The organism is Pseudomonas parafulva, from assembly GCF_000800255.1.
In the GTDB taxonomy this organism is placed as follows: Bacteria; Pseudomonadota; Gammaproteobacteria; order Pseudomonadales; family Pseudomonadaceae; genus Aquipseudomonas; species Aquipseudomonas boreofloridensis.
In genome coordinates this window covers 3,948,486-3,974,136 of sequence record NZ_CP009747.1, presented here as the reverse complement: position 1 = coordinate 3,974,136, position 25,651 = coordinate 3,948,486, and the positions used below count along the sequence as shown (strand labels likewise).

The 25,651-nt window shown below is 65.1% G+C and carries 26 protein-coding genes and 1 pseudogene; 15 read left to right on the top strand and 12 right to left on the bottom strand.

The features are described 5' to 3' along the window. Nucleotides 1-139 precede the first annotated feature (139 nt). The 6 genes from ssuE to NJ69_RS17360 all read left to right on the top strand — a co-directional run bounded on the left by ssuE (nt 140) and on the right by NJ69_RS17360 (nt 4,859). Entirely contained in the window at nt 140-733 is a 594-nt protein-coding gene (ssuE, locus tag NJ69_RS17385) for an NADPH-dependent FMN reductase (RefSeq protein ID WP_039581437.1), read from the top strand. A gap of 85 nt (nt 734-818) precedes the next feature. After that, nucleotides 819-1,784 carry a sulfonate ABC transporter substrate-binding protein gene (locus NJ69_RS17380; RefSeq protein WP_039581436.1) on the top strand — a complete coding sequence of 322 codons (966 nt, stop codon included), beginning with the start codon at nt 819-821 and terminating at the stop codon, nt 1,782-1,784. A gap of 61 nt (nt 1,785-1,845) precedes the next feature. Continuing rightward, nucleotides 1,846-2,994 (top strand): FMNH2-dependent alkanesulfonate monooxygenase, encoded by a 1,149-nt coding sequence (gene ssuD / locus NJ69_RS17375; RefSeq protein ID WP_039581434.1) that lies wholly within the window; start codon nt 1,846-1,848, stop codon nt 2,992-2,994. 11 nt (nt 2,995-3,005) lie between these two features. Further along, on the top strand, nt 3,006-3,803 hold the full coding sequence (gene ssuC, locus NJ69_RS17370) for an aliphatic sulfonate ABC transporter permease SsuC (RefSeq protein ID WP_039581432.1): 798 nt from the start codon (nt 3,006-3,008) through the stop codon (nt 3,801-3,803). After that, on the top strand, nt 3,800-4,612 hold the full coding sequence (gene ssuB / locus NJ69_RS17365) for an aliphatic sulfonates ABC transporter ATP-binding protein (RefSeq protein WP_037027602.1): 813 nt from the start codon (nt 3,800-3,802) through the stop codon (nt 4,610-4,612). Before ssuC ends, ssuB begins: the two co-directional genes overlap by 4 nt. Before the next feature lie 31 nt (nt 4,613-4,643). Then, nucleotides 4,644-4,859, top strand: a complete 216-nt coding sequence (locus NJ69_RS17360) for a TOBE domain-containing protein (RefSeq protein ID WP_008095172.1) — start codon at nt 4,644-4,646, stop codon at nt 4,857-4,859. 35 nt (nt 4,860-4,894) lie between these two features. Here NJ69_RS17360 and NJ69_RS17355 read toward each other — a convergent pair whose 3' ends face one another. The 4 genes from NJ69_RS17355 to NJ69_RS17340 form a co-directional block, all read right to left on the bottom strand. After that, the gene (locus NJ69_RS17355; RefSeq protein ID WP_039581420.1) at nt 4,895-5,527 is read right to left on the bottom strand and encodes a TetR/AcrR family transcriptional regulator; all 633 of its coding nucleotides are present in this window, start codon (nt 5,525-5,527) and stop codon (nt 4,895-4,897) included. Further along, nucleotides 5,527-7,104, bottom strand: a complete 1,578-nt coding sequence (gene gshA / locus NJ69_RS17350; protein ID WP_369811591.1) for a glutamate--cysteine ligase — start codon at nt 7,102-7,104, stop codon at nt 5,527-5,529. The genes NJ69_RS17355 and gshA overlap by 1 nt, the downstream gene beginning before the upstream one ends. Nucleotides 7,105-7,320: 216 nt before the next feature. After that, complete coding sequence (locus NJ69_RS17345) at nt 7,321-7,704, bottom strand: PaaI family thioesterase (protein WP_052192138.1); 384 nt, start codon at nt 7,702-7,704, stop codon at nt 7,321-7,323. Further along, on the bottom strand, nt 7,704-10,037 hold the full coding sequence (locus NJ69_RS17340; RefSeq protein ID WP_039581413.1) for a Tex family protein: 2,334 nt from the start codon (nt 10,035-10,037) through the stop codon (nt 7,704-7,706). The genes NJ69_RS17345 and NJ69_RS17340 overlap by 1 nt, the downstream gene beginning before the upstream one ends. Nucleotides 10,038-10,264: 227 nt before the next feature. Here NJ69_RS17340 and ompR point away from each other — a divergent pair, with 227 nt between their 5' ends. Beyond that, nucleotides 10,265-11,005 carry an osmolarity response regulator transcription factor OmpR gene (gene ompR, locus NJ69_RS17335; RefSeq protein ID WP_039581411.1) on the top strand — a complete coding sequence of 247 codons (741 nt, stop codon included), beginning with the start codon at nt 10,265-10,267 and terminating at the stop codon, nt 11,003-11,005. 97 nt (nt 11,006-11,102) lie between these two features. Continuing rightward, nucleotides 11,103-12,416, top strand: a complete 1,314-nt coding sequence (locus NJ69_RS17330; protein WP_029612861.1) for an ATP-binding protein — start codon at nt 11,103-11,105, stop codon at nt 12,414-12,416. Between the two features lie 35 nt (nt 12,417-12,451). Here NJ69_RS17330 and rimK read toward each other — a convergent pair whose 3' ends face one another. Continuing rightward, nucleotides 12,452-13,357: a 30S ribosomal protein S6--L-glutamate ligase gene (gene rimK, locus NJ69_RS17325; RefSeq protein WP_029612860.1), complete on the bottom strand. Its 906-nt coding sequence runs from the start codon at nt 13,355-13,357 to the stop codon at nt 12,452-12,454. After that, complete coding sequence (locus NJ69_RS17320) at nt 13,354-13,803, bottom strand: ATP-dependent zinc protease family protein (protein ID WP_205419341.1); 450 nt, start codon at nt 13,801-13,803, stop codon at nt 13,354-13,356. The genes rimK and NJ69_RS17320 overlap by 4 nt, the downstream gene beginning before the upstream one ends. Before the next feature lie 142 nt (nt 13,804-13,945). Here NJ69_RS17320 and NJ69_RS17315 point away from each other — a divergent pair, with 142 nt between their 5' ends. Continuing rightward, nucleotides 13,946-14,347 carry an RNA-binding S4 domain-containing protein gene (locus NJ69_RS17315; protein WP_029612859.1) on the top strand — a complete coding sequence of 134 codons (402 nt, stop codon included), beginning with the start codon at nt 13,946-13,948 and terminating at the stop codon, nt 14,345-14,347. 63 nt (nt 14,348-14,410) lie between these two features. On the opposite strand, the gene NJ69_RS23265 is transcribed toward NJ69_RS17315, so the two are convergent. After that, entirely contained in the window at nt 14,411-14,797 is a 387-nt protein-coding gene (locus NJ69_RS23265) for a phosphatase PAP2 family protein (protein ID WP_432416641.1), read from the bottom strand. Nucleotides 14,798-14,870: 73 nt separating this feature from the next. Next, a pseudogene (locus NJ69_RS23260) lies at nt 14,871-14,972 on the bottom strand (hypothetical protein); the annotation flags it as partial. 356 nt (nt 14,973-15,328) lie between these two features. Between NJ69_RS23260 and hslO the strand changes: the two are divergent. From hslO to NJ69_RS17295, 3 genes are all read left to right on the top strand, one after another. After that, nucleotides 15,329-16,228, top strand: coding sequence for an Hsp33 family molecular chaperone HslO (gene hslO / locus NJ69_RS17305; protein ID WP_039581405.1), 900 nt, complete (start codon nt 15,329-15,331; stop codon nt 16,226-16,228). 179 nt (nt 16,229-16,407) lie between these two features. Next, the gene (locus tag NJ69_RS17300; protein WP_039581404.1) at nt 16,408-17,955 is read left to right on the top strand and encodes a phosphoenolpyruvate carboxykinase; all 1,548 of its coding nucleotides are present in this window, start codon (nt 16,408-16,410) and stop codon (nt 17,953-17,955) included. Nucleotides 17,956-18,089: 134 nt separating this feature from the next. Next, a complete protein-coding gene (locus NJ69_RS17295) occupies nt 18,090-18,524 on the top strand; it encodes an acyl-CoA thioesterase (RefSeq protein ID WP_039581401.1) in 435 nt (144 codons plus the stop codon). Here NJ69_RS17295 and NJ69_RS17290 read toward each other — a convergent pair. The 4 genes from NJ69_RS17290 to NJ69_RS17275 all read right to left on the bottom strand — a co-directional run bounded on the left by NJ69_RS17290 (nt 18,514) and on the right by NJ69_RS17275 (nt 21,747). Continuing rightward, a complete protein-coding gene (locus NJ69_RS17290) occupies nt 18,514-19,170 on the bottom strand; it encodes a response regulator (RefSeq protein WP_029612855.1) in 657 nt (218 codons plus the stop codon). The genes NJ69_RS17295 and NJ69_RS17290 overlap by 11 nt on opposite strands. 118 nt (nt 19,171-19,288) lie before the next feature. Beyond that, nucleotides 19,289-20,092, bottom strand: a complete 804-nt coding sequence (locus NJ69_RS17285) for a CheR family methyltransferase (RefSeq protein WP_039581399.1) — start codon at nt 20,090-20,092, stop codon at nt 19,289-19,291. Between the two features lie 214 nt (nt 20,093-20,306). Beyond that, complete coding sequence (locus NJ69_RS17280; RefSeq protein ID WP_039581397.1) at nt 20,307-20,777, bottom strand: YMGG-like glycine zipper-containing protein; 471 nt, start codon at nt 20,775-20,777, stop codon at nt 20,307-20,309. Between the two features lie 166 nt (nt 20,778-20,943). Continuing rightward, nucleotides 20,944-21,747, bottom strand: a complete 804-nt coding sequence (locus tag NJ69_RS17275) for an AraC family transcriptional regulator (protein WP_039581394.1) — start codon at nt 21,745-21,747, stop codon at nt 20,944-20,946. A 300-nt stretch (nt 21,748-22,047) separates the two neighbouring features. Between NJ69_RS17275 and NJ69_RS17270 the strand changes: the two genes are divergently transcribed. The 3 genes from NJ69_RS17270 to NJ69_RS17260 are packed head-to-tail and all read left to right on the top strand — an operon-like array spanning nt 22,048 to nt 25,603. Then, nucleotides 22,048-23,664, top strand: a complete 1,617-nt coding sequence (locus NJ69_RS17270) for an APC family permease (RefSeq protein WP_039581393.1) — start codon at nt 22,048-22,050, stop codon at nt 23,662-23,664. 21 nt (nt 23,665-23,685) lie between these two features. Continuing rightward, nucleotides 23,686-24,612: a 4-hydroxyproline epimerase gene (locus NJ69_RS17265; RefSeq protein ID WP_039581391.1), complete on the top strand. Its 927-nt coding sequence runs from the start codon at nt 23,686-23,688 to the stop codon at nt 24,610-24,612. A 43-nt stretch (nt 24,613-24,655) separates the two neighbouring features. Continuing rightward, nucleotides 24,656-25,603: a dihydrodipicolinate synthase family protein gene (locus tag NJ69_RS17260; RefSeq protein WP_039581388.1), complete on the top strand. Its 948-nt coding sequence runs from the start codon at nt 24,656-24,658 to the stop codon at nt 25,601-25,603. The last annotated feature ends 48 nt before the right edge of the window (nt 25,604-25,651 follow it).

The following is a 25,651-nucleotide window of genomic DNA, read 5'->3' as shown; positions in this document are numbered from 1 at the left end:
CGCGCACCGCTGTTGTCGTATATCAGATAAAAGAATAAACAAATGAAAAAATATGATTTATGGATATATCGCATCGAGTGCTAATGTCGCAGTCATCCCAAGGGGTCCTCCCCGGAAATCCATTCAAGGAATCGTTCAGATGCTGGTTGTTTCAATAGGCGGCAGCCCCAGTACACGATCACGTTCCGGCGTGCTGCTCGAACAGTCGCGCCAGTGGTTGCAGGATCGCGGCGTGGAAGTGGTGACTTTCCAGGTGCGGGAATTCCCTGCCGAAGACCTGCTGCATGCGCGCTTCGACAGCCCCCAGGTACAACACTTCCAGCAACTGGTGGCCCAGGCCGACGGCCTGATCGTCGCCACGCCGGTGTACAAGGCTTCCTTCTCCGGCGCGCTGAAGACGCTGCTCGACCTGCTGCCCGAGCGCGCCCTGGAACACAAGGTGGTGTTGCCCATCGCTACCGGCGGCAGCATCGCCCACATGCTGGCCGTGGACTATGCCCTCAAACCCGTGCTGTCGACGCTCAAGGCGCAGGAAACCCTGCAAGGGATCTTCGCCGACGACAGCCAGGTCGCCTACGCCGACGCCAGCCAGCCCGCGCGCCTGACCGAGCCCCTGCAGGCGCGCCTGCTGGACTCGCTGCAGACCTTCCACGCCGCCCTGGCCCGACGGCCCAGGCCGCTGGCGCCGGGCGTACTCGAAGAACGCCTGATCAGCGCTCGCTGGAGCATCTGAACCCGCTTCACCGTTTCGCCACCTTACTCGCCCGTCAACGAGGCAAGCAGGTGCAACCCGAACCTCATTCGCACAGGAGAGCGCCATGCGCACCGTCCTTTTGCGTCGTGGTCTGGTCGCCCTGTTCGCGGCGGCCGTGACCTTCGGCGTCATCACCCAAGCCCAGGCCGATACCCTGCGTATCGGCTATCAGAAATACGGCACCCTGGTGCTGCTCAAGGCCAAGGGCGCGCTGGAAAAACGCCTGGCCGAGCAAGGTATCGACGTGCAATGGACCGAGTTCCCCGGTGGGCCGCAACTGCTCGAAGGGCTGAACGTCGGCTCCATCGACTTCGGCGTCACCGGCGAGACCCCGCCTGTCTTCGCCCAGGCGGCCGGCGCCGATCTGCTCTACGTGGCCTATGAGCCGCCCGCCCCGCACAGCGAAGCGATCCTGGTGGCCAAGGATTCGCCGATTCATTCGGTCAAGGAACTCAAAGGCAAGAAGGTGGCCTTGAACAAGGGCTCCAACGTGCACTACCTGCTGGTGCGCGCCCTCGAAGACGCCGGTTTGAAGTACAGCGATATCCAGCCGGTGTACCTGCCGCCCGCCGATGCCCGCGCCGCCTTCGAGCGCGGCAGCGTCGATGCCTGGGTGATCTGGGACCCTTACCAGGCTGCCGCCGAGCAGCAATTGCAGGCCCGTACCTTGCGTGATGGCGAGGGTCTGGTCGACAACCACCAGTTCTATCTCGCCACGCGAGACTTCGCCACGCGGCACCCAGCCGTGATCGGCACGCTCATCGAGCAAGTCCGCGAAGTGGGCCAATGGGCCCAGGCCAACCCGCAGCAGGTCACCGATCAAGTCGCGCCGCTGCTAGGCCTGCCGGCGGACATCACGCTCACCTCGGTCAAGCGCCAAGGCTACGGCGCCGCGCCGCTGAGCCCCGACGTGGTCGCCGCGCAACAGAAGATCGCCGACACCTTCCAGGCCCTGAAGCTGATTCCCAAGCCCTTGAGCATCAAGGATGTGATCTGGACCCCGGCCGCCAAGGTCGCCAGCGCGCCCTGAACCCTGATACGCGCGCCGTAGCGTCGTTACGGTGCCGGCCCCTTTTGAGGAGACCACTCCAATGAGTCTGAACATTTTCTGGTTCCTGCCCACCCACGGTGACGGCAAGTACCTGGGCACCACCGAGGGCGCCCGCGCCGTCGACCACGGTTACCTGACCCAGATCGCCCAGGCGGCCGACCGCCTCGGTTTCGGTGGCGTGCTGATCCCCACCGGTCGCTCCTGCGAGGATTCCTGGCTGGTGGCCGCCTCGCTGATTCCGGTGACCCAGCACCTGAAGTTTCTCGTCGCCCTACGCCCAGGCATCATTTCGCCGACCGTGGCGGCGCGCCAGGCGGCGACCCTGGATCGCCTGTCCAATGGCCGCGCGCTGTTCAACCTGGTGACCGGCGGTGACCCCGACGAGTTGGCGGGAGACGGCCTGCACCTGAACCATCAGGAGCGCTACGAGGCGTCGGTGGAGTTCACCCGTATCTGGCGCAAGGTGCTCGAAGGCGAGGTGGTCGACTATGACGGCAAGCACCTGCAGGTCAAAGGCGCCAAGCTGCTCTACCCGCCGATCCAGCAACCGCGCCCGCCCCTGTATTTCGGAGGCTCGTCCGAGGCCGCCCAGGACCTGGCCGCCGAGCAGGTCGAGCTGTACCTGACCTGGGGCGAGCCGCCTTCGGCCGTGGCCGAGAAGATCGCAGCGGTGCGCGAGAAAGCCAAGGCCCAGGGCCGCGAAGTGCGCTTCGGCATCCGCCTGCATGTGATCGTGCGGGAAACCAATGCCGAGGCGTGGGCCGCCGCCGAGCGCCTGATCTCGCACCTGGACGACGACACCATCGCCCGCGCCCAGGCTTCGCTGGCGCGCTTCGACTCGGTCGGCCAGCAGCGCATGGCGGCGCTGCACAAGGGCCGGCGCGACAACCTGGAAGTCAGCCCCAACCTGTGGGCCGGTGTCGGCCTGGTGCGCGGTGGTGCTGGCACTGCGCTGGTCGGCGACGGCCCAACAGTGGCAGCGCGGGTGCAGGAATACGCGGACCTGGGCATCGATACCTTCATCTTCTCCGGGTATCCGCACCTGGAGGAGTCGTATCGCGTCGCCGAGCTGCTGTTCCCGCACCTGGACGTGCAGCGCCCGGAGCCGGCCAAGGCGGGCGGCTACGTGAGTCCGTTCGGCGAGATGGTGGCCAACGACATCCTGCCCAAATCCGTGTCGCAGAGCTGAGGGGGCGCCTGATGAGTCGTGCAACGTCCTCCACCTTGAGCCAACGCCTGGCGCCTTGGGCGCTGCCGGTGCTGCTGCTGGCGGTATGGCAACTGGCAGTGAGTGCCGGCTGGCTGTCCACGCGCATCCTCCCCGCCCCGAGCGCGGTGGTGGCCGCCGGGGTCGAACTGGTGCGCAGCGGCGAGCTGTGGACCCACCTGGCGATCAGCGGCTGGCGCGCTGCCGTAGGCTTCGTCATCGGCGGCAGCATCGGCCTGGTGCTGGGCTTCATCACCGGATTGTCCAACTGGGGTGAACGCCTGCTCGACAGTTCGGTGCAGATGATCCGCAACGTGCCGCACCTGGCGCTGATCCCCCTGGTGATCCTGTGGTTCGGCATCGATGAGTCGGCGAAGATCTTCCTGGTCGCCCTGGGCACCTTGTTCCCGATCTACCTCAACACCTACCACGGCATCCGCAACGTCGACCCGGCCCTGGTGGAGATGGCGCGCAGCTACGGGCTGTCGGGCTTCGCCCTGTTCCGTCAGGTCATCCTGCCCGGCGCGCTGCCGTCGATCCTGGTCGGCGTGCGCTTCGCCCTGGGGTTCATGTGGCTGACCCTGATCGTCGCCGAAACCATTTCGGCCAACGCTGGCATCGGCTACCTGGCGATGAATGCCCGAGAGTTTCTGCAAACCGACGTGGTGGTGCTGGCCATCGTCCTGTACGCCGTGCTCGGCAAGCTCGCCGACCTGGCTGCACGTGGGTTGGAACGGGTCTGGCTGCGCTGGCATCCCGCTTACCAAGTGGCCAGGAAGGAGGGCGCATGAGCGTGCTCGAGAAGCAACCGCCGCACCTGTTGCGCGGTATTCCGTTGGCGGCCCGGGGCCTGCGCAAGGCATTCGGTCAGCGTGAGGTGCTGCGGGGCATCGACCTGCACATCCCGGCCGGCCAGTTCGTTGCCATCGTCGGGCGCTCGGGCTGCGGCAAGAGCACCCTGCTGCGCTTGCTGGCCGGCCTCGATCAACCCAGTGCCGGTGACCTGCTGGCCGGCGCGGCGCCGCTGGAGCAAGCGCGCGAAGAAACTCGCCTGATGTTCCAGGACGCCCGGCTGCTGCCGTGGAAGAAGGTCATCGACAACGTCGGCCTTGGCCTCAAGGGCGACTGGCGCCCGCGGGCATTGCAAGCGCTGGCGGAGGTCGGTCTGGCGGACCGTGCCCATGAATGGCCCGCCGCATTGTCTGGCGGACAGAAGCAGCGCGTGGCCTTGGCCAGGGCGCTGATCCATCAACCGCGTCTGCTGCTGCTCGACGAGCCACTGGGTGCGCTGGATGCCCTGACCCGGATCGAGATGCAGCAACTGATCGAGCGCCTCTGGCGTGAGCACGGCTTTACCGTGCTGCTGGTCACCCACGACGTCAGCGAGGCCGTCGCCGTGGCCGACCGGGTGATCCTGATCGAGGACGGTGAGGTCGGTCTGGACCTCGCCGTCGACCTGGCAAGGCCCCGGGCGCGAGGTTCCCAGCGCCTGGCCTTGCTGGAAAGCGCAGTGCTCGACCGTGTCCTTTCGGTACCCGGCACCCCGCCGGCACCGGAACCTGTTGCCCCTCTGCCCACGCAATTGCGTTGGGCTCACTGAACCCCCGAAGCCAAAGAGAAGGAAGCATCCCATGACCATCAAAGCGATCAACGTACGCAACCAGTTCAAGGGCACCGTGAAAGAAATCCTCGAAGGTCCGGTCTTGTCGGAAATCGACGTGCAGACCGCCTCCGGTATCGTCACTTCGGTGATCACCACGCGTTCGGTCAAGGAGTTGGAACTGCAGGTCGGCAGCGAGGTGATCGCCTTCGTGAAATCGACCGAGGTGTCCATCGCCAAGCTGTGATGCGGGTATCAGGGGCCGCGATGCGGCCCCAGTACTCAGAAGATACGCTTGGCCAGAAACGGGGGCAGGTAAAGCCCCAGATACGCCTCGAACACCCGCTGGGCTTCCTCGGCCATGCGCGGGGTGATCGCTTCGTGCAACTGCACCGAACGCGCGTACACCCGATCACTCAACTCCATCGCCAAGGCGAACACATCGACATCCGTCGGCATCACCGGCAGGTGGAAATGCTGGTCGAACACCTTGTGCATCAGCTTGCCCAGCTCCATGTCGTGCTGCCGGTCGGCCTGCACCACTTCGCTCAGTCCATGCTGCGCCAGGATCAACTGCCGCGCGGCGGCGTCCTCGTGATAGATGGCGAGCATGCGCTGCTCGACCAAGCGGGACAGTTCATGCCAGGTGGTGAACCCTCGGCTGTCGATGGGGGCGTTCAGGGCCTCGCGAAAGGCCCGGTGCACATCGGCGGTCAGGGCTTCGAGCAACGCAGGCACGCTGGCGAAGAAGTGATACACCGACGAGGGCGGGATCTGTGCCCGCTCGGCCACGCTGTAGATCGAGAGCGCGCCGACGCCGCCGTCGGTCAGCAGTTCGCGCGCCGCGGCGAGGATCGTGGCGATCCTCGCCTGACTGCTGGCGCGCGGTTTGCGGGCGACGGCGGCGCGGCTCATCAGTTGCTGATGGCCAGGATGCTGGCCTGGTAGGCGCCGACGAACAGGTCGAAGTCACCCACTTCCTGCTGCTCCAGGCGCGACTGCTCGGCCAGCGAATCGCGCGCCAGGGTTTCGAACGCCTGCTGGCGTTCGGCTGGCAGCGGCTGCTGGCGGAAGTTGTCGGCGTGCAATTGGCTCTGGCGCAGGGCGAACTTGACGAAGGTCTCGTCGTGCTCGGTCATGCGTGCCAGTACTTGGGCGGACGGAGTGAGCTCCGGGTCGTCGACCTTGGCCTGCTGCTCGGCCAGGGCTGTGGCGTGCTCGTCGCTGCCGTGGGCGCGGTCGAGCAGTTCGGCCAGTTGCCCGATACGGCCGAGCAGCTCGCTGGCCCACGCCTTGAGCGTGATCGGCTGGCCGTCACGCTGCAGTTCCAGACCCGGTCGGCGACCTTCCTTGACCACGCTGAGGAAGTTGCCGGAGCACTGGTTGCATTCGCCGTTCTCCAGTTGCGGGCTCTCGTCGAGGGCGCAGAACAGCAGGAAAGCGTCGAGAAAGCGCGCTTCGGTGAGGTCGATGCCCACCGGCAGGAACGGGTTGATGTCCAGGCAGCGCACTTCCACGTACTGCACGCCACGCGCAGTCAGGGCCTGGATCGGCCGCTCGCCGGTGTAGGTGACGCGCTTGGGGCGGATGTTCGAGTAGTACTCGTTCTCGATCTGCAGGATGTTGGTGTTCAACTGCACCCATTCGCCGTCGACATGGGTGCCGACCTCGACATAGGGCGGGTAGGGCGTGCCGACGGCCTTGCGCAGGCTGTCGGTGTAGCTGGCCAGGTTGTTGTAGCACGGCGTCAGGCCGGCCTGGGCGTTGCTCTGATAACCCAGGTCGCTCATGCGCAGGCTGGTGGCGTAAGGCAGGTACAGGGTCTCGCCGTCCAGCTCTTCGAGCTGGTGCGCACGGCCACGCAGGAAGCCTTTGTCCAGGGCCGGCGAAGCGCCGAACAGGTACATCAGCAGCCAGCTGTAGCGCCGGAAGTTGCGGATCAGGGCGATGTAGGCGGCCGATTGGTAGTCGCGGTCGCTTTCGGCGCTGGCCTCGTCCTGGCGCAGCAGGGGCCAGAGCGCTTCGGGCAGCGAGAAATTGTAGTGAATGCCGGCGATGCACTGCATGGTGCGGCCGTAGCGCAGGGCCAGGCCCTTGCGGTACACGTGCTTGAGCTTGCCGATGTTGGAGGTGCCGTACTCGGCGATCGGAATGTCTTCCTCGGCCGGCAGCGCGCAGGGCATCGATGGGCTCCACAGGTACTCGTCGCCCAGTTGGGTGTAGACGAAACGGTGGACCTGCTCGAGGTTGTCGAGCACCTCGGCCGGGTCGGCCAGCGCCGGAGTGATGAACTCCAGCAGCGACTCGGAATAATCGGTGGTGATCTGCTCGTTGGTCAGCGCCGAACCCAGGGCTTCGGGATGCGGGGTCTGGGCCAGACGGCCTTCGGCGGTCACCCGCAGGCACTCGCGCTCGATGCCGTGCAGGCACTGCTTGAGCAGGGGGAGGTGGTTGCCGAGCAAGCTCAGGCGGCGATTGAGGAGGTCGCTCAAGGTGTATTCCTTCACGCGTCGGTCGCCCCGATATGGGGGTAGGGATGACGGTCTACAAGGGTAGGTACAAAGGAACTGGCGTTGTCGCCTGGTTTACGCGGTTCCGGTGATGCAACCGGGGCTTTGCGTGGGCCCTGCGCGCCGTAGGCGCGAAGGGCTGGCAAGCGACCCCAATGGCTCGATGCCAGCAACATACCGCAGTTACCCTTTGGTGAGCTAGAGAACCACGAAGGTTCCCTGCGCCTTGGCCACTCGCTTGTCGCCCTGGGTGACGTCGGCGTCGACCACCAGGGTGCGGCGCCCGGCATGGATCACCCTGGCCGTGCACAGCACCTCGCCGTCGCTGACGGCGCGCAGGTAGTTGATCTTGCACTCGAGGGTGACGCTCTGCTGGTCGAAGCCATGGCTGGCCGAGCAGGCCAGGCCCATGGCGATGTCGACCAGGCTGAAGATCGCCCCGCCGTGCAGCTTCTGGCCGCGGTTGCGCAGCGGTGGCGTCAGCGCCAGGGCCACCGTCGCCACACCCGTTTCCAGGTGCTGCAGACGGCAGCCCAGCAGTTGGCTGAAGGCGCTCTCGACGTATTCCCGAGGCACTTCCATCATTTCTTCTTCAACTGCTTGGCATTGGCGAACAGCGCCGCCATGGCGTTGTTCGCTGGCGCTGCGCTGACGGTTTCACGCGGGCGCGGGGCCTGCTGCGGGCGGTTGCCGCTCTTGTCGCCCTTGCCGCGTGCGCCGCCACGCTGGCCTTCGACTTTCTCGCCTGGGGTATCGCCCATGCGCATGGACAGGCCGACGCGTTTGCGCGGGATATCCACTTCCATCACCTTGACCTTGACCACATCGCCCGCCTTGACCGCCTCGCGCGGGTCTTTGACGAACTTCTCCGACAGCGCCGAGATGTGCACCAGGCCGTCCTGGTGCACGCCGATGTCGACGAACGCGCCGAAGTTGGTGACGTTGGTCACCACGCCTTCGAGGATCATGCCCGGCTCCAGGTCCTTGAGGTCTTCGACGCCGTCCTGGAAGGTGGCGGTCTTGAACTCCGGGCGCGGGTCGCGGCCGGGCTTGTCGAGCTCCTGGAGAATGTCGGTGACGGTGGGCAGGCCGAAGGTCTCGTCGGTGAAGGTCTTCGGGTCCAGGCGCTTGAGGAAGCTGCTGTCGCCGATCAACGAACGGATGTCGCGGTCGGTGCCGGCGGCGATGCGCTGCACCAGTGGATAAGCTTCCGGGTGCACCGCCGAGGCATCCAGCGGGTTGTCGCCGTTCATCACGCGCAGGAAGCCGGCGGCCTGTTCGAAGGTCTTCTCGCCGAGGCGGCTGACTTTCTTCAATGCCGCGCGGGTGGCGAACGGACCGTTGGCATCGCGGTGCGCGACGATGTTCTGCGCCAGGGTGGCATTGAGGCCGGAGATGCGCGTGAGCAGCGCCACCGAGGCGGTATTGACGTCCACGCCGACGGCGTTCACGCAGTCCTCGACCACCGCATCCAGGCCGCGCGCCAGTTTCACCTGCGACACATCGTGCTGGTACTGGCCGACCCCGATGGATTTAGGATCGATCTTCACCAGCTCGGCCAGCGGGTCTTGCAGGCGGCGGGCGATCGACACGGCGCCACGGATCGACACGTCCAGGTCAGGGAATTCACGGGCGGCCAGCTCGGAGGCCGAATACACCGAGGCGCCGGCTTCGGACACCATGACCTTGGTGATCTTCAGCGCCGGGTATTTCTTGACCAGCTCGGCCACCAGCTTGTCGCTCTCGCGGCTGGCGGTGCCGTTGCCGATGGCGATCAGCTCCACCGAGTGCTTGGCGCACAGCGCGGCCATGATCGACAGGGTGCGGTCCCACTCGTTCTTCGGGGCGTGCGGGTACACGGTGGTGTAGTCCAGCAGCTTGCCGGTGGCATCGACCACGGCGATCTTGCAGCCGGTGCGCAGGCCCGGGTCGAAGCCCAGGGTGGCGCGCGGCCCGGCCGGGGCGGCCAGCAGCAGGTCGTGCAGGTTGTGGGCGAAGACGTTGATCGCCTCGCCCTCGGCGTTGTCGCGCAACTCGCCGAACAGGTCGGTCTCCAGGTGGGTGTAGAGCTTGACCTTCCAGGTCCAGCGCACCACCTCGCCGAGCCATTTGTCGGCCGGACGACCGCGGTTCTCGACACCCACGTGCTGGCCGATCATCACCTCGCAAGGGTGCAGGGTGCCCGGCAGTTCCTCGCCGACCTTCAGCGAGGCGCTCAGCACGCCCTCGTTGCGGCCACGGAAGATTGCCAGGGCGCGGTGCGACGGGGCGTTGCGCAGCAGTTCGTCATGGGCGAAGTAGTCGCGGAACTTGGCGCCTTCTTCTTCCTTGCCCGGCACCACGCGTGCGGTGAGCACCGCTTCGTGCTTGAGGAAACCACGCAGCTTGTCGAGCAGGGCGGCATCTTCGGCGAAGCGCTCCATGAGGATGTACTTGGCACCTTCCAGCGCGGCCTTGACGTCGGCCACGCCCTTGTCGGCATCGACGAAGCGTGCTGCGTGTTCTTCCGGATTCAGTTGCGGGTCGTCGAACAGGCTGTCGGCCAGCTCGCCGAGGCCGGCTTCCAGGGCGATCTGGCCCTTGGTGCGGCGCTTCTGCTTGTACGGCAGGTACAGGTCTTCGAGGCGGGTCTTGGTGTCGGCCAGGGCGATCTCGCGGGACAGTTCGGGAGTGAGCTTGCCCTGTTCCTGGATACTGGAAAGGATGCTGGCGCGGCGCTCGTCGAGTTCGCGCAGGTAACGCAGACGCTCTTCCAGGTGGCGCAGTTGCGTGTCGTCCAGGCTGCCGGTCACTTCCTTGCGGTAACGGGCGATGAAGGGCACGGTCGAGCCTTCGTCCAACAGGCCTACGGCCGCTTCCACCTGTTGTGGGCGTACGCCCAGTTCCTCGGCGATACGGCTGTTGATGCTGTCCATGAGAACCACCTGACAAATGTGAATGCATGAGGCCGCGGCGGCACTTGGAGCCCGACGGCGCTGGATGAAAGCGGCGCATTATACCGATCGCGTCCGGCTTGCGGTGATAGCGCTGGGCCATGCGCGGGGCGGGGAAGTGGCGCCGGGGGAAAAATCTGCTAACAATGCACACGGCACGCGTTGCAATGGCTACGCCATAATGCGCGGCGATCTCAGAGGAGTTATTGATGACCAGCACCGCAAACAATGCTGAAGGCGAAAAGATTCTCATCGTGGACGACGATCCGGGGCTGAGCAGCCTGCTGGAGCGTTTCTTCACCAGCAAGGGCTTCCGCGCCCGTGCCGTGCCCAACGTCGAGCAGATGGACCGCCTGCTGGCCCGTGAAGTCTTCAACCTGGTGGTGCTCGACCTCATGCTCCCTGGCGAGGACGGCCTCTCCGCCTGCCGCCGCCTGCGCGCGGCGAACAACCAGATTCCGATCATCATGCTCACCGCCAAGGGCGATGAGCTCAGCCGCATCAAAGGCCTGGAACTGGGCGCCGACGACTACCTGGCCAAGCCCTTCAACCCTGACGAGCTGGTGGCGCGGGTCAAGGCGGTGCTGCGCCGTCAGGCGCCGAGCGTGCCCGGGGCGCCGGGCAGCGAGGACGAGGTCGTGACCTTCGGCGACTACGCCTTGTCGCTGGCCACGCGCGAGCTCACCCGTGGCGACGAAGTGCACATGCTCACCACCGGCGAGTTCGCCGTGCTCAAGGCGCTGGTCATGCACGCCCGCGAGCCGCTGACCCGCGACAAGCTGATGAACCTCGCCCGTGGCCGCGAGTGGGACGCGCTGGAGCGCTCCATCGACGTGCAGATCTCGCGCCTGCGCCGGATGATCGAGCCCGACCCGTCCAAACCCCGTTACATCCAGACGGTATGGGGTGTGGGCTACGTCTTCGTGCCGGATGGAAATGCCGGCAAATGAGCCTCTGCCATGACGCGGCAGGGCGACCCGCAAGGGTCGCCCTGTTTTCGTCTATGGTCGCCGGCCTTCCTGTTCCCGCTTCGCAGCAGTGCTCCTGATGAAAACGCCCCTCTGGTTTCCGCAAAGCTTCTTCGCCCGCACCTTGTGGCTGGTGCTGATCGTCGTGCTGTTCTCCAAGGCCCTGACCCTGGTTTATCTATTGATGAACGAGGACGTGCTGGTCGATCGCCAGTACAGCCACGGCGTGGCCCTCACCCTGCGCGCCTACTGGGCGGCAGACGAGGAAAACCGCGACCAGATCGCCGAAGCGGCCGGGCTGATCCGGGTCACCGGCGCGGGCGTGCCCGAAGGCGAACAGCATTGGCCTTACAGCGAGATCTACCAGCGGCAGATGCAGGCCGAGCTGGGCGAGGACACCGAAGTGCGCCTGCGTGTGCATGCCCCGCCCGCACTGTGGGTCAACGCGCCGAGCCTGGGCCCGGGCTGGCTGAAGGTGCCGCTGTACCCGCACCCGCTGCGGGGCCAGAAAATCTGGAACGTGCTCGGCTGGTTCCTGGCGATCGGCCTGCTGTCCACGGCGTCGGCCTGGATCTTCGTGCGCCAGCTCAACCAGCCGCTCAAGCGCCTGGTGTTCGCCGCCCGCCAGTTGGGCCAGGGCCGCAGCGTGCGCCTGCCCATCAGCGATACGCCCAGCGAGATGACCGAGGTGTACCGTGCCTTCAATCAGATGGCCGAGGACGTCGAGCAGGCCGGGCGCGAGCGCGAGCTGATGCTGGCCGGGGTCTCCCATGACCTGCGCACGCCGCTGACCCGGTTGCGCCTGTCGCTGTCGCTGATGGGCAACGAGAGCGAGTTGAGCGAGGACATGGTGCGCGACATCGAAGACATGGACGCCATCCTCGACCAGTTCCTGGCGTTCATCCGCGACGGCCGCGACGAGCCGGTCGAGGAAGTCGACCTGGAGCACTTGATCCGCGAAGTGGTCGCACCCTACAACCAGCCTGAGGAGCGGGTGCGGCTGTGCCTGGAGCCGATCCCGCCGTTCCCGCTGCGGCGCGTCTCGCTCAAGCGCATGCTCGGCAACCTGATCGGCAATGCCCTGCACCACGCCGGGCAGGGTGTGGAAGTGGCGGCTTACGTGTCGGGCGACCAGAGCGCGCCCTATGTGGTGCTCAGTGTGCTGGACCGCGGCGCCGGTATCGAAGAGTCCGAGCTGGAAACCATCTTCAACCCGTTCATCCGTGGCGATCGCGCACGCGGTGGCAAGGGGACGGGCCTGGGGCTGGCGATCGTCAAGCGTATTGCGGCGCAGCATGGCGGCAATGTGGAGTTGCGCAACCGCTCCGGCGGGGGTATCGAGGCCCGCGTGCGCCTGCCGCTGGGTCTGTTGTTGCCGCGCAACGCGGTGTGAGCCGGGTTCGCGGCCTGCGCCGCGAACCCTGTGGATCAGCCCTTGCCCTTGGTGCGGGTCTGATTCGGCCCGCCATGTTTCTCCAGATGCTCGATGATCATCCCGGCCACATCCTTGCTGGTGGTGACCTCGATGCCTTCCAGACCCGGTGACGAGTTCACCTCCATCACCAGCGGTCCGTGGTTGGAACGCAGAATATCCACACCCGCCACGCTCAGGCCCATGACCTTGGCCGCGCGTATTGCGGTCATGCGCTCTTCGGGGGTGATCTTGATCAGGCTGGCCACGCCGCCTCGGTGCAGGTTGGAGCGGAACTCCCCTGGCTTGGCCTGACGCTTCATCGAGGCGATCACCTTGTCGCCCACCACGAAGCAGCGAATGTCGGCGCCGCCGGCTTCCTTGATGTACTCCTGGACCATGATGTTCTGCTTGAGACCCATGAACGCCTCGATCACCGACTCGGCAGCCTTGGTGGTCTCGCACAGCACCACGCCGATGCCCTGTGTGCCTTCGAGCACCTTGATCACCAGCGGGGCGCCGTTGACCATCTGGATCAGGTCGGGAATGTCGTCAGGCGAGTGGGCAAAGCCGGTGACCGGCAGGCCGATGCCGCGCCGTGACAGCAACTGCAGCGAGCGCAGCTTGTCCCGCGAGCGGGCGATGGCCACCGACTCGTTGAGCGGATAGACCCCCATCATCTCGAACTGGCGCAACACGGCGCAGCCGTAGAACGTGACCGAGGCGCCGATGCGCGGGATCACCGCATCGAAGCCCTCCAGCGGCTTGCCACGGTAGTGGATCTGCGGCTTGTGGCTGGCGATGTTCATGTAGGCGCGCAAGGTGTCGATCACGACCATCTCGTGACCGCGCTGGATGCCGGCTTCGACCAGCCGGCGGGTGGAATACAGACGCGGATTACGCGAAAGCACGGCGATCTTCATGCAGCACCTGTGACAGGGGGGAGGGTGGCCACGAAGGCCGGTTTGTCCTGGACGTACTTGAGGCCCGGGTTCACTACCAGTTGACCGTGTACCAGCGCCTTCGATCCCAGCAACAGTCGGTAGCGCATGCTCTTGCGACAGGCTAGGGTGAACTCCACCTCCCATACCCGATCGCCCAATGCCAGCGGCGTGCGGATCACATAGCGGGTCTGGGCGTGGCCGTTGGAGCTCTTGATGGTCTTCATGGTCACCAATGGCGCCTCGCAGCGGCGGTGGCGCAGTTGCACCACCGAGCCCAGGTGCGCGGTGAAGCGCACCCAGGGTTGGCCATCGCGTTCGAACGGCTCGATGTCGGTGGCATGCAGGCTCGAGGTGCTGGCGCCGGTGTCGATCTTGGCGCGCAGGCCTGCCAGGCCGAGGTTGGGCAAGGCGATCCATTCGCGCAGGCCAATCACTGTCAGATGATCAAATGTTTTCAATTAGCACAGCCTGCGAACGAGGTGGTGAACTGTAAGCATCACACGGACTTTTTGCATCCGACAGCTACGGTAGTACAGTTCGGTTAAAGACAGAATTCGAGGTACAGAGATGGCACAAAAGTCGGAAGAAGACGACAAGGTACGCCTGGACAAGTGGTTGTGGGCGGCGCGCTTCTACAAGACCCGCGCGCTGGCCAAGGCGGCCATCGAAAGTGGCAAGGTGCACTGTCGCGGCGAGCGTTGCAAGCCGGGCAAGGAACCTCGGGTGGGCGATGAATTCGTGCTGCGCACCGGATTCGATGAAAAGACCGTGGTGGTCAAGGCGTTGTCGCTGGTACGGCGCGGCGCGCCTGAGGCGCAGACCCTTTACGAGGAAACCGCCGAGAGCCTGCAGCGTCGTCAGCAGGCGGCCGAGCTGCGCAAGGCGGGCGCGGTGGGGATGACCACCGATGGACGGCCGAACAAGAAACAGCGCCGACAGATTCATCAGTTGCAGGGCAGTTTCGACTAGGCGATTTCAACTGTGCGGTCAGCCGCGCCGTTGGCTCGGCGCGGTTGACCGACAACACGCGGTTCAGGCGCCGCGAATCACGCTCATGCGTCCAATCAGCGGCAGCTTGCCCAGCAGTCGGAACAGCGGCGCGGTCCAGCGCACCAGCGCCGCGCTGGCCTTGGCCGCTAGCGGCGTGTGCACGGTCCAGCCCAGTGCCAGCACGGCCATGCCCAGCCCGCCGACGTAGTCGTCCTGGCCCCAGTGCGCGCCGGCCACCAGCCGTGGCAGCATGAACAGCGTGGCCAGGGCCCAGATCGCCAGGGCTTGGACTAGGCGCCGGCTGAACAGGCTCATGAACAGTGCCCAGAGCAGCAACACCGAGGCGTGATCGCCTGGGAAGCTCTTGCTCGACCGGTCTTTCAGTTCCCAGTGCTCTTCCAGGTGCGGGTAGTACTGGCTCAGGCGCACGGCGTCGTCGAACACGATCGACGGGCTGTCATGCTGCCAACCGGATGCATCGACCCACTTGGAAAACAGCGCGCGCACCACCACTAACAGCAGCAGGCTGACGAAAAAGCCGAAGAATGCCTGGCGAACCTGAACGGCCTTGAACACCCAGTCGCCCTTGATCAGCAAGGCGAGCAGGATCAGGCCGACGACGATATCGAAGGGCCGCAGGCTGCCCACGGTCCAGATCCAGCGCCAGACGGCGTTGTCGGCCAATGGCGTGTTGAGGCTGCGGAACAGCCACTCGTCGAAAGTCAGAAACAGGATCTGGCCAAACGGCCACAACCAGAAACACAGTAGTGCAATAGGCAGCAGGGTGCAGAATGCCAGCGGTCCCCAGGACCACCTTGGTTGGAACAGTGGCCGATTATCCATAAAATACCTCGATCGCCAGCTTGAGTTCAGCGCCTTGTGGGCGCTTTCGACGGGCCTTTGTAGGCTCTTGCAATCATTTTGTCATCCTTTTCAGAATATTCAGATAGCCGGGAAACCATGAGCGATTTACCTGACACCGATTTCACCCAACGCTTCCTTTTCGAAGACCGCGACGTACGTGGCGAATGGGTCTCCCTCGACCACAGCTACGGCGAAGTGCTGGCGCGCCATCCCTATCCGCAGCCGGTCGCCACGCTGCTGGGTGAACTGATGGCCGCCACCTCGCTCCTGGTCGGTGCACTCAAGTTCGACGGCTTGCTGATTCTCCAGGCGCGCTCGCAAGGGCCCATCCCGCTGCTCATGGTCGAGTGCTCGGGCGAGCGCGACATCCGCGGCATGGCCCGCTACGAGGCCGACCAGATCGCCGACGAGGCCGGCCTCGCCGAGCTGATGCCCGACGGTCACCTCACGCTGACCATCGACCCGATCAAAGGCCAGCGCTACCAGGGCACCGTCGACCTGGATGGCGCGAACCTGTCCGAGTGCTTCACCAACTACTTCGTGCAGTCCCAGCAGTTGAACACCCGCTTCTGGCTCGATGCCTCCGCCGGCAAGGCCCGTGGCCTGTTGTTGCAGCAGTTGCCGCGCGATCGCCAGCCCGATGACGAAGCGCGTGACGAGAGCTGGCAGCATGTAGTGGCCCTGGCCAGTACCCTCAAGGCCCAGGAGTGGGCGCTGGACAACGAAACCTTGCTGCATCGCCTCTATCACGAGGACGCTGTGCGCCTGTTCGATGTCGAGCCACTGCGCTTCAGTTGCAGTTGCTCCCGAGAGCGCTCCGGCAATGCCTTGGTCAGCCTCGGCGAGGCCGATGCCAAGGCGCTGGTCGAGGAATGTGGCGGCACGGTGGAAATCGATTGCCAGTTCTGCAACGAGCGCTATCTCTTCGATGCAACCGATGTAGCGCAATTGTTCGCTGGCGGTGGCACGGACGGGGCATCAGAAACTCTCCACTGAAACGCTTCATCACAGGAGATTCTCCTGTCTAACTGCGCAAAAGCGCAGATACGACAGGAGGGGCCTACTTTTTTTGGGCGTTTCTGGCATAATCCGGCCACTTTTTTCGCTGTAGTAGTTTGAAACAGACCACTACAAAACGTTTGGAGCACTCGGCCTCGGGCCGGATGGGGTATCTCATGACGCAAGCCAACAACACCGTGTACACCGACCTGAGCGTCGACGAGCTGGTGAAACAAGCGCTGTCTCGCAAGGAAGGCGTGCTGGCCGATACTGGCGCACTGGTCGTGGAAACCGGTCACCGCACCGGTCGTTCGCCCGCTGACCGCTTCATCGTCGATGAGCCGAGCACCTCTGCCGCCATTGCCTGGGGCCCTATCAACCGCAAGTTCCCGGCCGACAAGTTCGATGCCCTGTGGGACCGCGTCGAGGCGTTCAACAACGCTCAGGAACACTTCGTTTCCTACGTGCACGTCGGTGCTGCCCAAGAGCACTACCTGCCGGTCAAGATGACCACCCAGACCGCCTGGCAGAACCTGTTCGGCCGCTGCCTGTTCATCAGCCCGGAAGACGGCCAGTTCAACCCGGCCGGTCGCGACCAGTGGCAGGTGCTGAACGTCGCCAATTTCGAGTGCGTGCCCGAGCGTGACGGCACCAACTCCGATGGCTGCGTCATCCTCAACTTCGCCCAGAAGAAGGTGCTGATCGCCGGCATGCGCTACGCCGGCGAAATGAAGAAGGCCATGTTCTCGGTGCAGAACTTCCTGCTGCCGGCTGCTGACGTACTGCCTATGCACTGCGCCGCCAACATTGGCGAGGCAGGCGACGTGACCCTGTTCTTCGGCCTGTCCGGCACCGGCAAGACCACCCTGTCGGCCGACGAAAGCCGTTACCTGATCGGTGACGACGAGCACGGCTGGGGCGAGGGCGTCGTTTTCAATATCGAAGGCGGCTGCTACGCCAAGTGCATCGACTTGTCCGAGAAGAACGAGCCGGTCATCTGGAAAGCCATCAAGCATGGCGCAGTGCTGGAAAACGTGGTCATCGACGAAGCCGGCCATGCCGACTACGCCAACGTCAGCCTGACCCAGAACAGCCGCGCCGCCTACCCACTGGAGCACGTCGCCAAGCGTTCCGAAAAGAACCTGGGCGGCGAGCCGAATGCCGTCATCTTCCTGACCTGCGACCTGACCGGCGTGCTGCCGCCTGTGTCGATCCTGAACAACGAGCAGGCGGCCTATCACTTCCTGTCCGGCTACACCGCCCTGGTCGGTTCCACCGAAATGGGCTCGGGCAGCGGCATCAAGTCGACCTTCTCCACCTGCTTCGGCGCGCCGTTCTTCCCGCGTCCGGCGGGTGAGTACGCCGAGCTGCTGATCAAGCGTATCAAAGGCTTCGGCTCCAAGGTCTACCTGGTCAACACCGGTTGGACTGGCGGTGGCTATGGCGTTGGCAAGCGCTTCAGCATCCCGACTACCCGTGCCGTGATCGCTGCGATCCAGAGCGGCGCGCTGATCGGTGCCGAAACCGAGCACCTGGACATCATCAACCTGGACGTGCCGAAGGCCGTCCCGGGCGTCGACACCGAACTGCTCAACCCACGCAACACCTGGGCTGACCCGGCCGCCTACGACGAGGCCGCCAAAGGCCTGGCCAAGCTGTTCACCGAGAACTTCAAGAAGTTCGACGTCTCTGAAGCCATCAAGGCGGCCGGTCCGCAGCTGTAAGCGCGTTCCACGCGACGAAGAGCCGCCCCTCGGGGCGGCTTTTTTGTGACTGGCGAGGGCGCTGCGCGTGCCTCTGGAGTGTCTTCGGGCAAATGTGGGAAGCTTGTTTTCCCGCCACCCGCTTTGGATACCCCATGACCGAGTCCATCCAGCGCAGTGCCTTCTCGCATTTCCACCCCATCCTCACCCGCCCGCAGGACAACGATCACAACGGCCACATGGCCGGCTCCACCGTGCATGCCCTGTTCGAAACCGCCATCCAGGCTTTTCTGGTCGAGCAGGCCGAACTCGACCTGCGTGAAGGCGAGCTGGCGGCGTTGGTGGTCAGTTCGGCGGCCGATTTCTTCGCCTTGCCAGGCTTCCCCGATGTGCTCGAAGTGGCGCTGGGTGTCTCGCGCCTGGGTGGCAGCACCGTCGAGTTCCGTCTGGCACTGTATCGTCCGGGTGAGTCAGAAGCCTGCGCGATGGGCCGAGTGGTGCAAGTGTTCGTCGAGCGCGCCACGGGCCGTGCTGCAACGCTGCCCGAAACCCTGCAATTGATCCTGGCCGGGTTGTCGCTCAATCGTTGAGGCAGATGATGCCCTCGCGGACGGCGAACAGCACCAGTCCGGGGACATCGTGGATCTGCAGGCGGTGCATGATCTGCGAGCGATGGGCTTCGACGGTCTTGACGCTCAGGCCCAGGCCGTCGGCGATCGAACGGGTGCTTTCGCCCCGCGCGATCAGGCGCAGGATCTCCAGTTGGCGTGGGGTCAGCGGAGCCTGTGCGGGGCTGGCCGGGCGCTTGCGGTTGTGCTTGAGGGCCTGGCCGATGACCATCGGCAGCACCGTCGATGACAAGTACTGACCGCCACTGCGCAAGGTCTGCAAGGCCTGTTCGAATTCGCAGACCGTGGCGCTTTTGAGCAGGAAACCCTGTGCGCCGAGCTGCAGGCAGTTCATCACATGCTCCAGCTCCGAGCGCGCCGACAGCATCAGCACGCGGCTGCCCGGTACGCGGATGAACAGCTCTTGCAGCACTTGCTGGCGGTTCAGGGTGTCGCTGTTCATGTCCAGCACGACGATTTCCGGCCGCAGCTTTTCCGCCAGGGCCACGGCGCTCATGGCATCGCTGGTGTCGGCTACGACGGCGTATTCCTTCTTCTGTTCGAGCAGGGCGCGCAGGCCGGCGCGGAAAAGGGGCGAGTCGTCGGCAAGCAGGATTCGGCAAGGCATGGGTCAAGGCCTGTTTCGCAAGGGAAGGGGGGCGGCAGGCCTGCTCGATCCACAAGCGCACTGCCGCGCGGGAGCGCGACCAGTCCTTGTCTGCCGTTCGATGCGGCAGTGCTGTTCATCATAAGCGTTCGAACACTGACGGCAGTATCGGCCGCAGTGGCAGGTCCAGGCCGTGGATGCTTTCGCTGTGACCGATCATCAGCAGCCCGCCGGGGCGCAGGTGGGGCATCAGGCGCAGCAGCACATCGGCCTTGCATCGCTGGTCGAAACCCGCGAGCAAATTGCGCAGCAGGATCGCGTCGAACTCACCCAGACCATCCGGCAATGGCTGGATCAGATTGATGTGCTCGAAGCGTACCCGCTCCCGCAGACCGGAGGCGATCTGTAGACGACTGGCAGGTGGCTCGGCACCACACAGGCAGTAGCGGCTCATCCAGCCGGGGGGGAAATAGCGTGCCTGGGACAAGTCGTAGCGGCCACGGGCCGCCTGTTGCAGCAAGCCACTGTCGTAGTCGCTGGCCAGGACTTCCCAGCCGGTCGGTACGCTCTGGTCGGCCACCATGGCCAGGCTCCAGGCTTCCTCGCCACTGGCGCAGGCGGCGCTCCACAGACGCGGTGGATGATCCAGGCTCTGCAGCCAGCGAAACAGATGCTCGAAGTGGCGGTGTTCGCGGAAAAAATAGGTGTCGCGGGCGATCAGCAGGCTCAACAGCAACGCCTGTTCGGCGGGCTGTTCGTCGACGCGCTCGAGATAGGCGTCGAAGCTGGTCAGGCCGTGGTGTTGCAGGCGCGATTGCAGGCGACTGGCGACCACCGCGCGGCGCTCGTCGGCCAGGCGATAGCCCGTGGCCTGGCAGACCCGCTGACGGATACGCTCGAAGCAGGCCTGGTCCAGCGTTGGAGTGCAGGTGGCGTCCGTCATCCTAAGGCCTCCCGGGGCCGGGCTGGCATGTTGGATCGACGATGCTCGTGCGCATTCCCTGCGTCCCGTGTTCTGATGGCGGATGGGAAATCATATCCAGTGACTCTCGGCCTCCATATCGGGGAGGCCCCTAAGCCCTGTCATTTGCCCAAACGCAAAGACCTCGCCGGGTGAGGGCGAGGCCTTAGGTGTCAGGCGTAGGGCGTGGCGTGTATCAGTGCCGACCGTGGCGCCCGTGCTTGCGGTGGCCGTAGTGGCGATCACGAGGGCCGTGGTCCCAGTGACGACGGTCGTCGCGGCGGTAGCGGCGATCGTCCTGGTCGGCGCGATTGCCCATATAGTTGCCCAACGCGCCACCGGCGCCGCCGCCGGCCGCTGCGCCCACCAGGCTGCCTGTGCTGCCGCCCAACTGGCGACCCACCACGTTACCGCCCGCTGCGCCCAGTGCGCCGCCAATGGCCGCTTCACCGCGCTGGCGTTTGTCGGCGCCGACGGCGCTGCCCGCTGCACCACCCAAGCCCGCACCAATGGCCGAGCCGGTGTTGCCGCCGATGGACTGGCCGACCACCGAGCCGAGTACCCCGCCCAATGCGCCGCCAACGCCGGCTTCGGTGGTACCGCCGGCCATGGCAGCGCCGCTGAGCAGGCCGAGAGACAACAACAGAATCGAGGAGTACTTCTTCATCAACAGAGCCTCATAGGGATGACGAGGCGGAATTTGCCGCTCGAAGGAGGGGCTGGCAACGAAAATCCGACGATTGGCACGAGTTGTACACAATCTTCTAAGTTGTTGATTTGCGTATGAAACTTTGTGCTTTTTCGGCAGTCCTAGATTACTTCGCGTGCCTCGTTCAGCACCGATTCGGCACTGCGTCGTCTGCGCTGCGCGAGGTGGCCTGACGATACTGGCGCGGGGTGAAGCCGGTCAGTTGCTTGAACTGACGACTGAAGGCGCTGTGATCGGTGTAGCCGCAGGCCATCGCCACCTCGGTGATCGGCCTGTCGCTCAGCAACAGCCGATGCGCCTGCTCCAATCGCGCCTTGTGGATCATCTGCCGCGGCGTCAGGTGGAACACCCGTTTGCAGTAGCGCTCCAGTTGGGCCACGGAGATCCCAGCGATGCGGGTCAGCTCGCGCAGGCTGATCGGCTGATGGAAGTGCCTGCGGATATGCTCGTCCACCGCCGCCAGGCGTCGGTAGGCGGGGTGGCGGTCGGCAGCGGCCTGCAGGTCGACCGAAATACCCACCAGGCCGATGATCTCGTCCAGATGATTGTAGAGCGGGCGCTTGTGGGTCAGGCACCAGCCCGGCTCGCGGCTGCCGTACAGGTGCAGCTCCAACTGGTCCTCCAGCACCCGACCCTCCTGCAACACCCGCCGGTCCTGCTCGGTATAGCCCGGTCCCAACTGCGCCGGGAACACCTCGGCGCTGGTCTTGCCCAGCAGTGGCTGCAGGCGCCTCAAGCCGCAACGCTGCACCAAGGTGCTGTTGGCCAGCACATAACGTGCTGCCGGATCCTTGATGAAGATCGCCGCGTTGGGGATGGCGTCGAGGATCGGCAGCAGCAGCGACACGCCCGCCAGCAAGGCCTCCAAGGTGGCCGGGCGGGACTGCTCGAGAGACTGGTACAGGGTGGCCAGTGGCAGATCGTTCATCGGTCGATTCTTGGTTGAAGAAAAGGGCCGCACCCGGCCTGCTCGGGCATTCGCCTGAAGCACGCAGACCTGTCGAGGTGCGATCGACAGCCTAGCTGCGGCCCGCCCTGGCACGCCAGCGTTTCTGCCGACTGTGCCGATATCGTCATCGCATCTGCCGAAAACCATCAAGAAGCCAGCCCGCGCTCGGTTCACTCTGTTACTGCGCAACGCCGCCCTGCGTTCAGCACGATCGCGGCGCCTAGCCGCCTCGGGTGACATCAGACCTGCCTATCCAATAACCAACAACAAGGCGCAACCATGTCAGGCAAATTCAAGAAACAGTTATCCCTGCTGGACCTCACGTTCATCGGCCTCGGCGCGATTTTCGGCTCCGGCTGGCTGTTCGCTGCCAGCCATGTCTCGGCCATCGCCGGCCCAGCCGGAATTTTCTCCTGGCTGCTGGGTGGTTTCGCCGTGCTGCTGTTGGGCATCGTCTATTGCGAGCTGGGCGCCGCCCTGCCACGGGCGGGCGGCGTGGTGCGTTATCCGGTGTACTCCCATGGGCCGCTGCTGGGTTACCTGATGGGCTTCATCACCCTGATCGCCTTCTCCAGCTTGATCGCCATCGAAGTGGTCGCCTCACGCCAGTACGCCGCTGCCTGGTTCCCGGGATTGACCAAGACCGCTTCCAGCGATCCCACCGTGCTGGGCTGGCTGGTGCAGTTCGCCTTGCTCGCGCTGTTCTTCTGGCTCAATTACCGCAGCGTGAAAACCTTCGCCAAAGCCAACAACCTGATCAGCGTGTTCAAGTTCATCGTGCCGCTGCTGGTCATCGGCGTGCTGTTCACCTTCTTCAAGCCCGCCAACTTCCAGGTCCAGGGATTCGCGCCGTTCGGCCTCTCCGGTGTGGAAATGGCGGTGTCGGCCGGCGGCATCATCTTCGCCTACCTGGGCCTGACCCCGATCATCTCGGTGGCCAGCGAAGTGAAGAATCCCCAGCGCACCATCCCCATCGCGCTGATTCTGTCGGTGCTGCTGTCCACGGCCATCTACGCCCTGCTGCAATTGGCCTTTCTGGGCAGCGTACCGACCGAGATGCTGGCCAACGGCTGGGCCGGGATAACCCGCGAACTGGCGCTGCCGTACCGCGACATCGCCCTGGCCCTGGGCGTAGGTTGGCTGGCCTACCTGGTGGTGGCCGACGCAGTGATCTCGCCCAGCGGCTGCGGCAACATCTACATGAACGCCACGCCCCGGGTGATCTACGGCTGGGCGCAGACCGGCACCTTCTTCCGCTACTTCACCCGCATCGACGCACAGTCCGGCATCCCGCGTCCGGCCCTGTGGCTGACCTTCGCGCTGTCGGTGTTCTGGACCCTGCCTTTCCCGTCGTGGGAAGCGCTGATCAACGTGGTCTCGGCGGCGCTGGTGCTCAGCTATGCCGTGGCACCGGTGAGCGTGGCCGCGCTGCGTCGCAGCGCCCCGCAGATGCCACGCCCGTTCCGGGTCAAGGGCATGGCGGTGCTCGGCCCGCTGTCATTCATCATCGCGGCGCTGATCGTCTACTGGTCCGGCTGGAGCACGGTGTCCTGGCTGCTGACGCTGCAGATCGCGATGTTCGTGCTGTACCTGCTGTGCCGCCGTTTCGTCCCCACCGAGCACCTGTCGCTGGCTCAGCAGGTGCGCGCCTCGGCCTGGCTGATTGGCTTCTACGCGATCACCTTGCTGCTGTCGTGGCTGGGCAGCTTCGGCGGCCTGGGGGTGCTCGGCCACCCGCTGGACACCGTCGTCGTCGCTATCTGTGCGCTGGGAATCTACTACTGGGGCGCCGCCACCGGCGTGCCGGCCGCCCTGGTGCGCCTGGAGGGCGATGACGAAAGCGAAAGCGCTGCCGACACCGTCACCGGCCCGCCGGCCACCGCTGCGTTCTCCTGACCTTCGCCACGGACCTTGCCCATGAAACGACTCCACGTCATCGATTCCCACACCGGCGGCGAACCGACCCGCCTGGTCATGCAAGGCTTTCCCGCCTTGCACGGGCGCAGCCTGGCCGAGCAGCGCGACGAGTTGCGCGAACGGCACGATCACTGGCGCCGCGCCTGCCTGCTCGAACCGCGCGGCAACGACGTGCTGGTCGGCGCGCTGTACTGCCCGCCGGTATCGCCTGACGCCACCTGCGGGGTGATCTTCTTCAACAACACCGGCTACCTGAACATGTGCGGCCACGGCACCATCGGCCTGATCGCCTCGTTGCAGTACCTGGGCCTGATTGGCACAGGTCTGCACAGGATCGACACGCCGGTCGGCCAGGTCAGCGCCACCTTGCACGAGGACGGTGCCATCACCGTCGGCAACGTGCCGTCCTACCGTTATCGCCGCCAGGTGGCGGTGACGGTGCCGGGGCATGGCGTGGTGCACGGCGACGTCGCCTGGGGCGGCAACTGGTTCTTCCTGGTTTCCGAGCATGGTCAGCGTCTGGAACTGGACAACCGCGAGGCGTTGACCGCCTACACCTGGACGATGCTCGAAGCGCTGCAGGCGCAGGGCATCACCGGCGAGCAGGGCGCGCCCATCGACCATGTCGAGCTGTTCGCCGACGACCCCCATGCCGACAGCCGCAACTTCGTGATGTGCCCCGGCAAGGCCTACGACCGCTCGCCCTGCGGCACCGGCACCAGCGCCAAGCTGGCCTGCCTGGCGGCGGACGGCAAGCTGCAGCCCGGCCAGGTCTGGACCCAGGCCAGCATCACCGGCAGCCAGTTCCACGGCCGCTACGAGCCGCATGGCGAGGGTATTCGCCCGTTCATCACCGGCCGCGCCTACCTCACCGCCGACAGCACCCTGCTGATCGACGAGCACGAACCGTTCGCCTGGGGCATCTGACCCCGGTTCCTTCTTCCACTGAACAGCCTCAGGAGCAATCACAATGACCGACAACATTTTCAGCGGCACCATGCCCGCGCTGATGACCCCCTGCACTGCCGACCGTACTCCCGACTTCGACGCCCTGGTGCGCAAGGGCCAGGCGCTGATCGAGGCGGGCATGAGCGCCGTGGTCTACTGCGGCTCCATGGGCGACTGGCCGCTGCTGACCGAAGCCGAACGCCAGGAAGGGGTGGCGCGTCTGGTGGCCGCGGGTATTCCCACCATCGTCGGCACCGGCGCGGTGAACACCCGCGAGGCGGTTTCCCATGCTGCCCACGCGGCGAAGGTCGGCGCCGCTGGCCTGATGGTCATTCCCCGGGTGCTGAGCCGCGGCGCCTCGCCGACCGCCCAGAAACATCACTTCTCGGCCATTCTGGCGGCCGCACCGGCGCTGCCGGCGGTGATCTACAACAGTCCTTACTACGGCTTCGCCACCCGCGCCGAGCTGTTCTTCGACCTGCGCCGCGCGTTCCCCAACCTGATCGGCTTCAAGGAGTTCGGCGGCGGTGCCGACCTGCGTTATGCCGCCGAACACATCACGTCCCAGGATGACCAGGTGACGCTGATGGTCGGTGTCGACACCCAGGTGGTGCATGGCTTCGTCAACTGCAACGCCACGGGTGCCATCACCGGTATCGGCAATGCCTTGCCACGCGAGGTGCTGCAGTTGGTCAGTCTCAGCCGTGCAGCCGCCAAGGGCGACGCCCGTGCCCGTCGCCAGGCCCGTGAGCTGGAGTCGGCGTTGGCCGTGCTCTCGTCGTTCGACGAAGGCTGCGACCTGGTGCTGTATTACAAGCACCTGATGGTGCTCAACGGCGACCGCGAGTACAGCCTGCACTTCAACGAAAGCGATGAACTGAGCGTCGCCCAGCGTCACTACGCCGAACAGCAGTACGCGCTGTTCCGCACCTGGTACGCCAACTGGTCGGCCGAGCAGAACCTCGCCTGAGCCCGCCCTGGGCTGCCTCGCAGCCCGTTTTCCCCTTCATCGAATGCC

Bases quoted from the DNA above. Each gene is read 5' to 3' on its own strand.
- NJ69_RS17260 (WP_039581388.1), top strand. From the start codon at position 24,656: ATGACCGACAACATTTTCAGCGGCACCATGCCCGCGCTGATGACCCCC.
- ssuB (WP_037027602.1), top strand. From the start codon at position 3,800: ATGAGCGTGCTCGAGAAGCAACCGCCGCACCTGTTGCGCGGTATTCCG.
- NJ69_RS17290 (WP_029612855.1), bottom strand. From the start codon at position 19,170: ATGCCTTGCCGAATCCTGCTTGCCGACGACTCGCCCCTTTTCCGCGCC.
- NJ69_RS17300 (WP_039581404.1), top strand. From the start codon at position 16,408: ATGACGCAAGCCAACAACACCGTGTACACCGACCTGAGCGTCGACGAG.
- ssuC (WP_039581432.1), top strand. From the start codon at position 3,006: ATGAGTCGTGCAACGTCCTCCACCTTGAGCCAACGCCTGGCGCCTTGG.
- NJ69_RS17270 (WP_039581393.1), top strand. From the start codon at position 22,048: ATGTCAGGCAAATTCAAGAAACAGTTATCCCTGCTGGACCTCACGTTC.
- hslO (WP_039581405.1), top strand. From the start codon at position 15,329: ATGAGCGATTTACCTGACACCGATTTCACCCAACGCTTCCTTTTCGAA.
- NJ69_RS17345 (WP_052192138.1), bottom strand. From the start codon at position 7,704: ATGGAAGTGCCTCGGGAATACGTCGAGAGCGCCTTCAGCCAACTGCTG.
- NJ69_RS17380 (WP_039581436.1), top strand. From the start codon at position 819: ATGCGCACCGTCCTTTTGCGTCGTGGTCTGGTCGCCCTGTTCGCGGCG.
- ompR (WP_039581411.1), top strand. From the start codon at position 10,265: ATGACCAGCACCGCAAACAATGCTGAAGGCGAAAAGATTCTCATCGTG.
- ssuD (WP_039581434.1), top strand. From the start codon at position 1,846: ATGAGTCTGAACATTTTCTGGTTCCTGCCCACCCACGGTGACGGCAAG.
- NJ69_RS17340 (WP_039581413.1), bottom strand. From the start codon at position 10,037: ATGGACAGCATCAACAGCCGTATCGCCGAGGAACTGGGCGTACGCCCA.
- NJ69_RS17275 (WP_039581394.1), bottom strand. From the start codon at position 21,747: ATGAACGATCTGCCACTGGCCACCCTGTACCAGTCTCTCGAGCAGTCC.
- NJ69_RS17280 (WP_039581397.1), bottom strand. From the start codon at position 20,777: ATGAAGAAGTACTCCTCGATTCTGTTGTTGTCTCTCGGCCTGCTCAGC.
- NJ69_RS17355 (WP_039581420.1), bottom strand. From the start codon at position 5,527: ATGAGCCGCGCCGCCGTCGCCCGCAAACCGCGCGCCAGCAGTCAGGCG.
- rimK (WP_029612860.1), bottom strand. From the start codon at position 13,357: ATGAAGATCGCCGTGCTTTCGCGTAATCCGCGTCTGTATTCCACCCGC.
- ssuE (WP_039581437.1), top strand. From the start codon at position 140: ATGCTGGTTGTTTCAATAGGCGGCAGCCCCAGTACACGATCACGTTCC.
- NJ69_RS17295 (WP_039581401.1), top strand. From the start codon at position 18,090: ATGACCGAGTCCATCCAGCGCAGTGCCTTCTCGCATTTCCACCCCATC.
- NJ69_RS17315 (WP_029612859.1), top strand. From the start codon at position 13,946: ATGGCACAAAAGTCGGAAGAAGACGACAAGGTACGCCTGGACAAGTGG.
- NJ69_RS17265 (WP_039581391.1), top strand. From the start codon at position 23,686: ATGAAACGACTCCACGTCATCGATTCCCACACCGGCGGCGAACCGACC.
- NJ69_RS17330 (WP_029612861.1), top strand. From the start codon at position 11,103: ATGAAAACGCCCCTCTGGTTTCCGCAAAGCTTCTTCGCCCGCACCTTG.
- NJ69_RS17360 (WP_008095172.1), top strand. From the start codon at position 4,644: ATGACCATCAAAGCGATCAACGTACGCAACCAGTTCAAGGGCACCGTG.
- NJ69_RS17285 (WP_039581399.1), bottom strand. From the start codon at position 20,092: ATGACGGACGCCACCTGCACTCCAACGCTGGACCAGGCCTGCTTCGAG.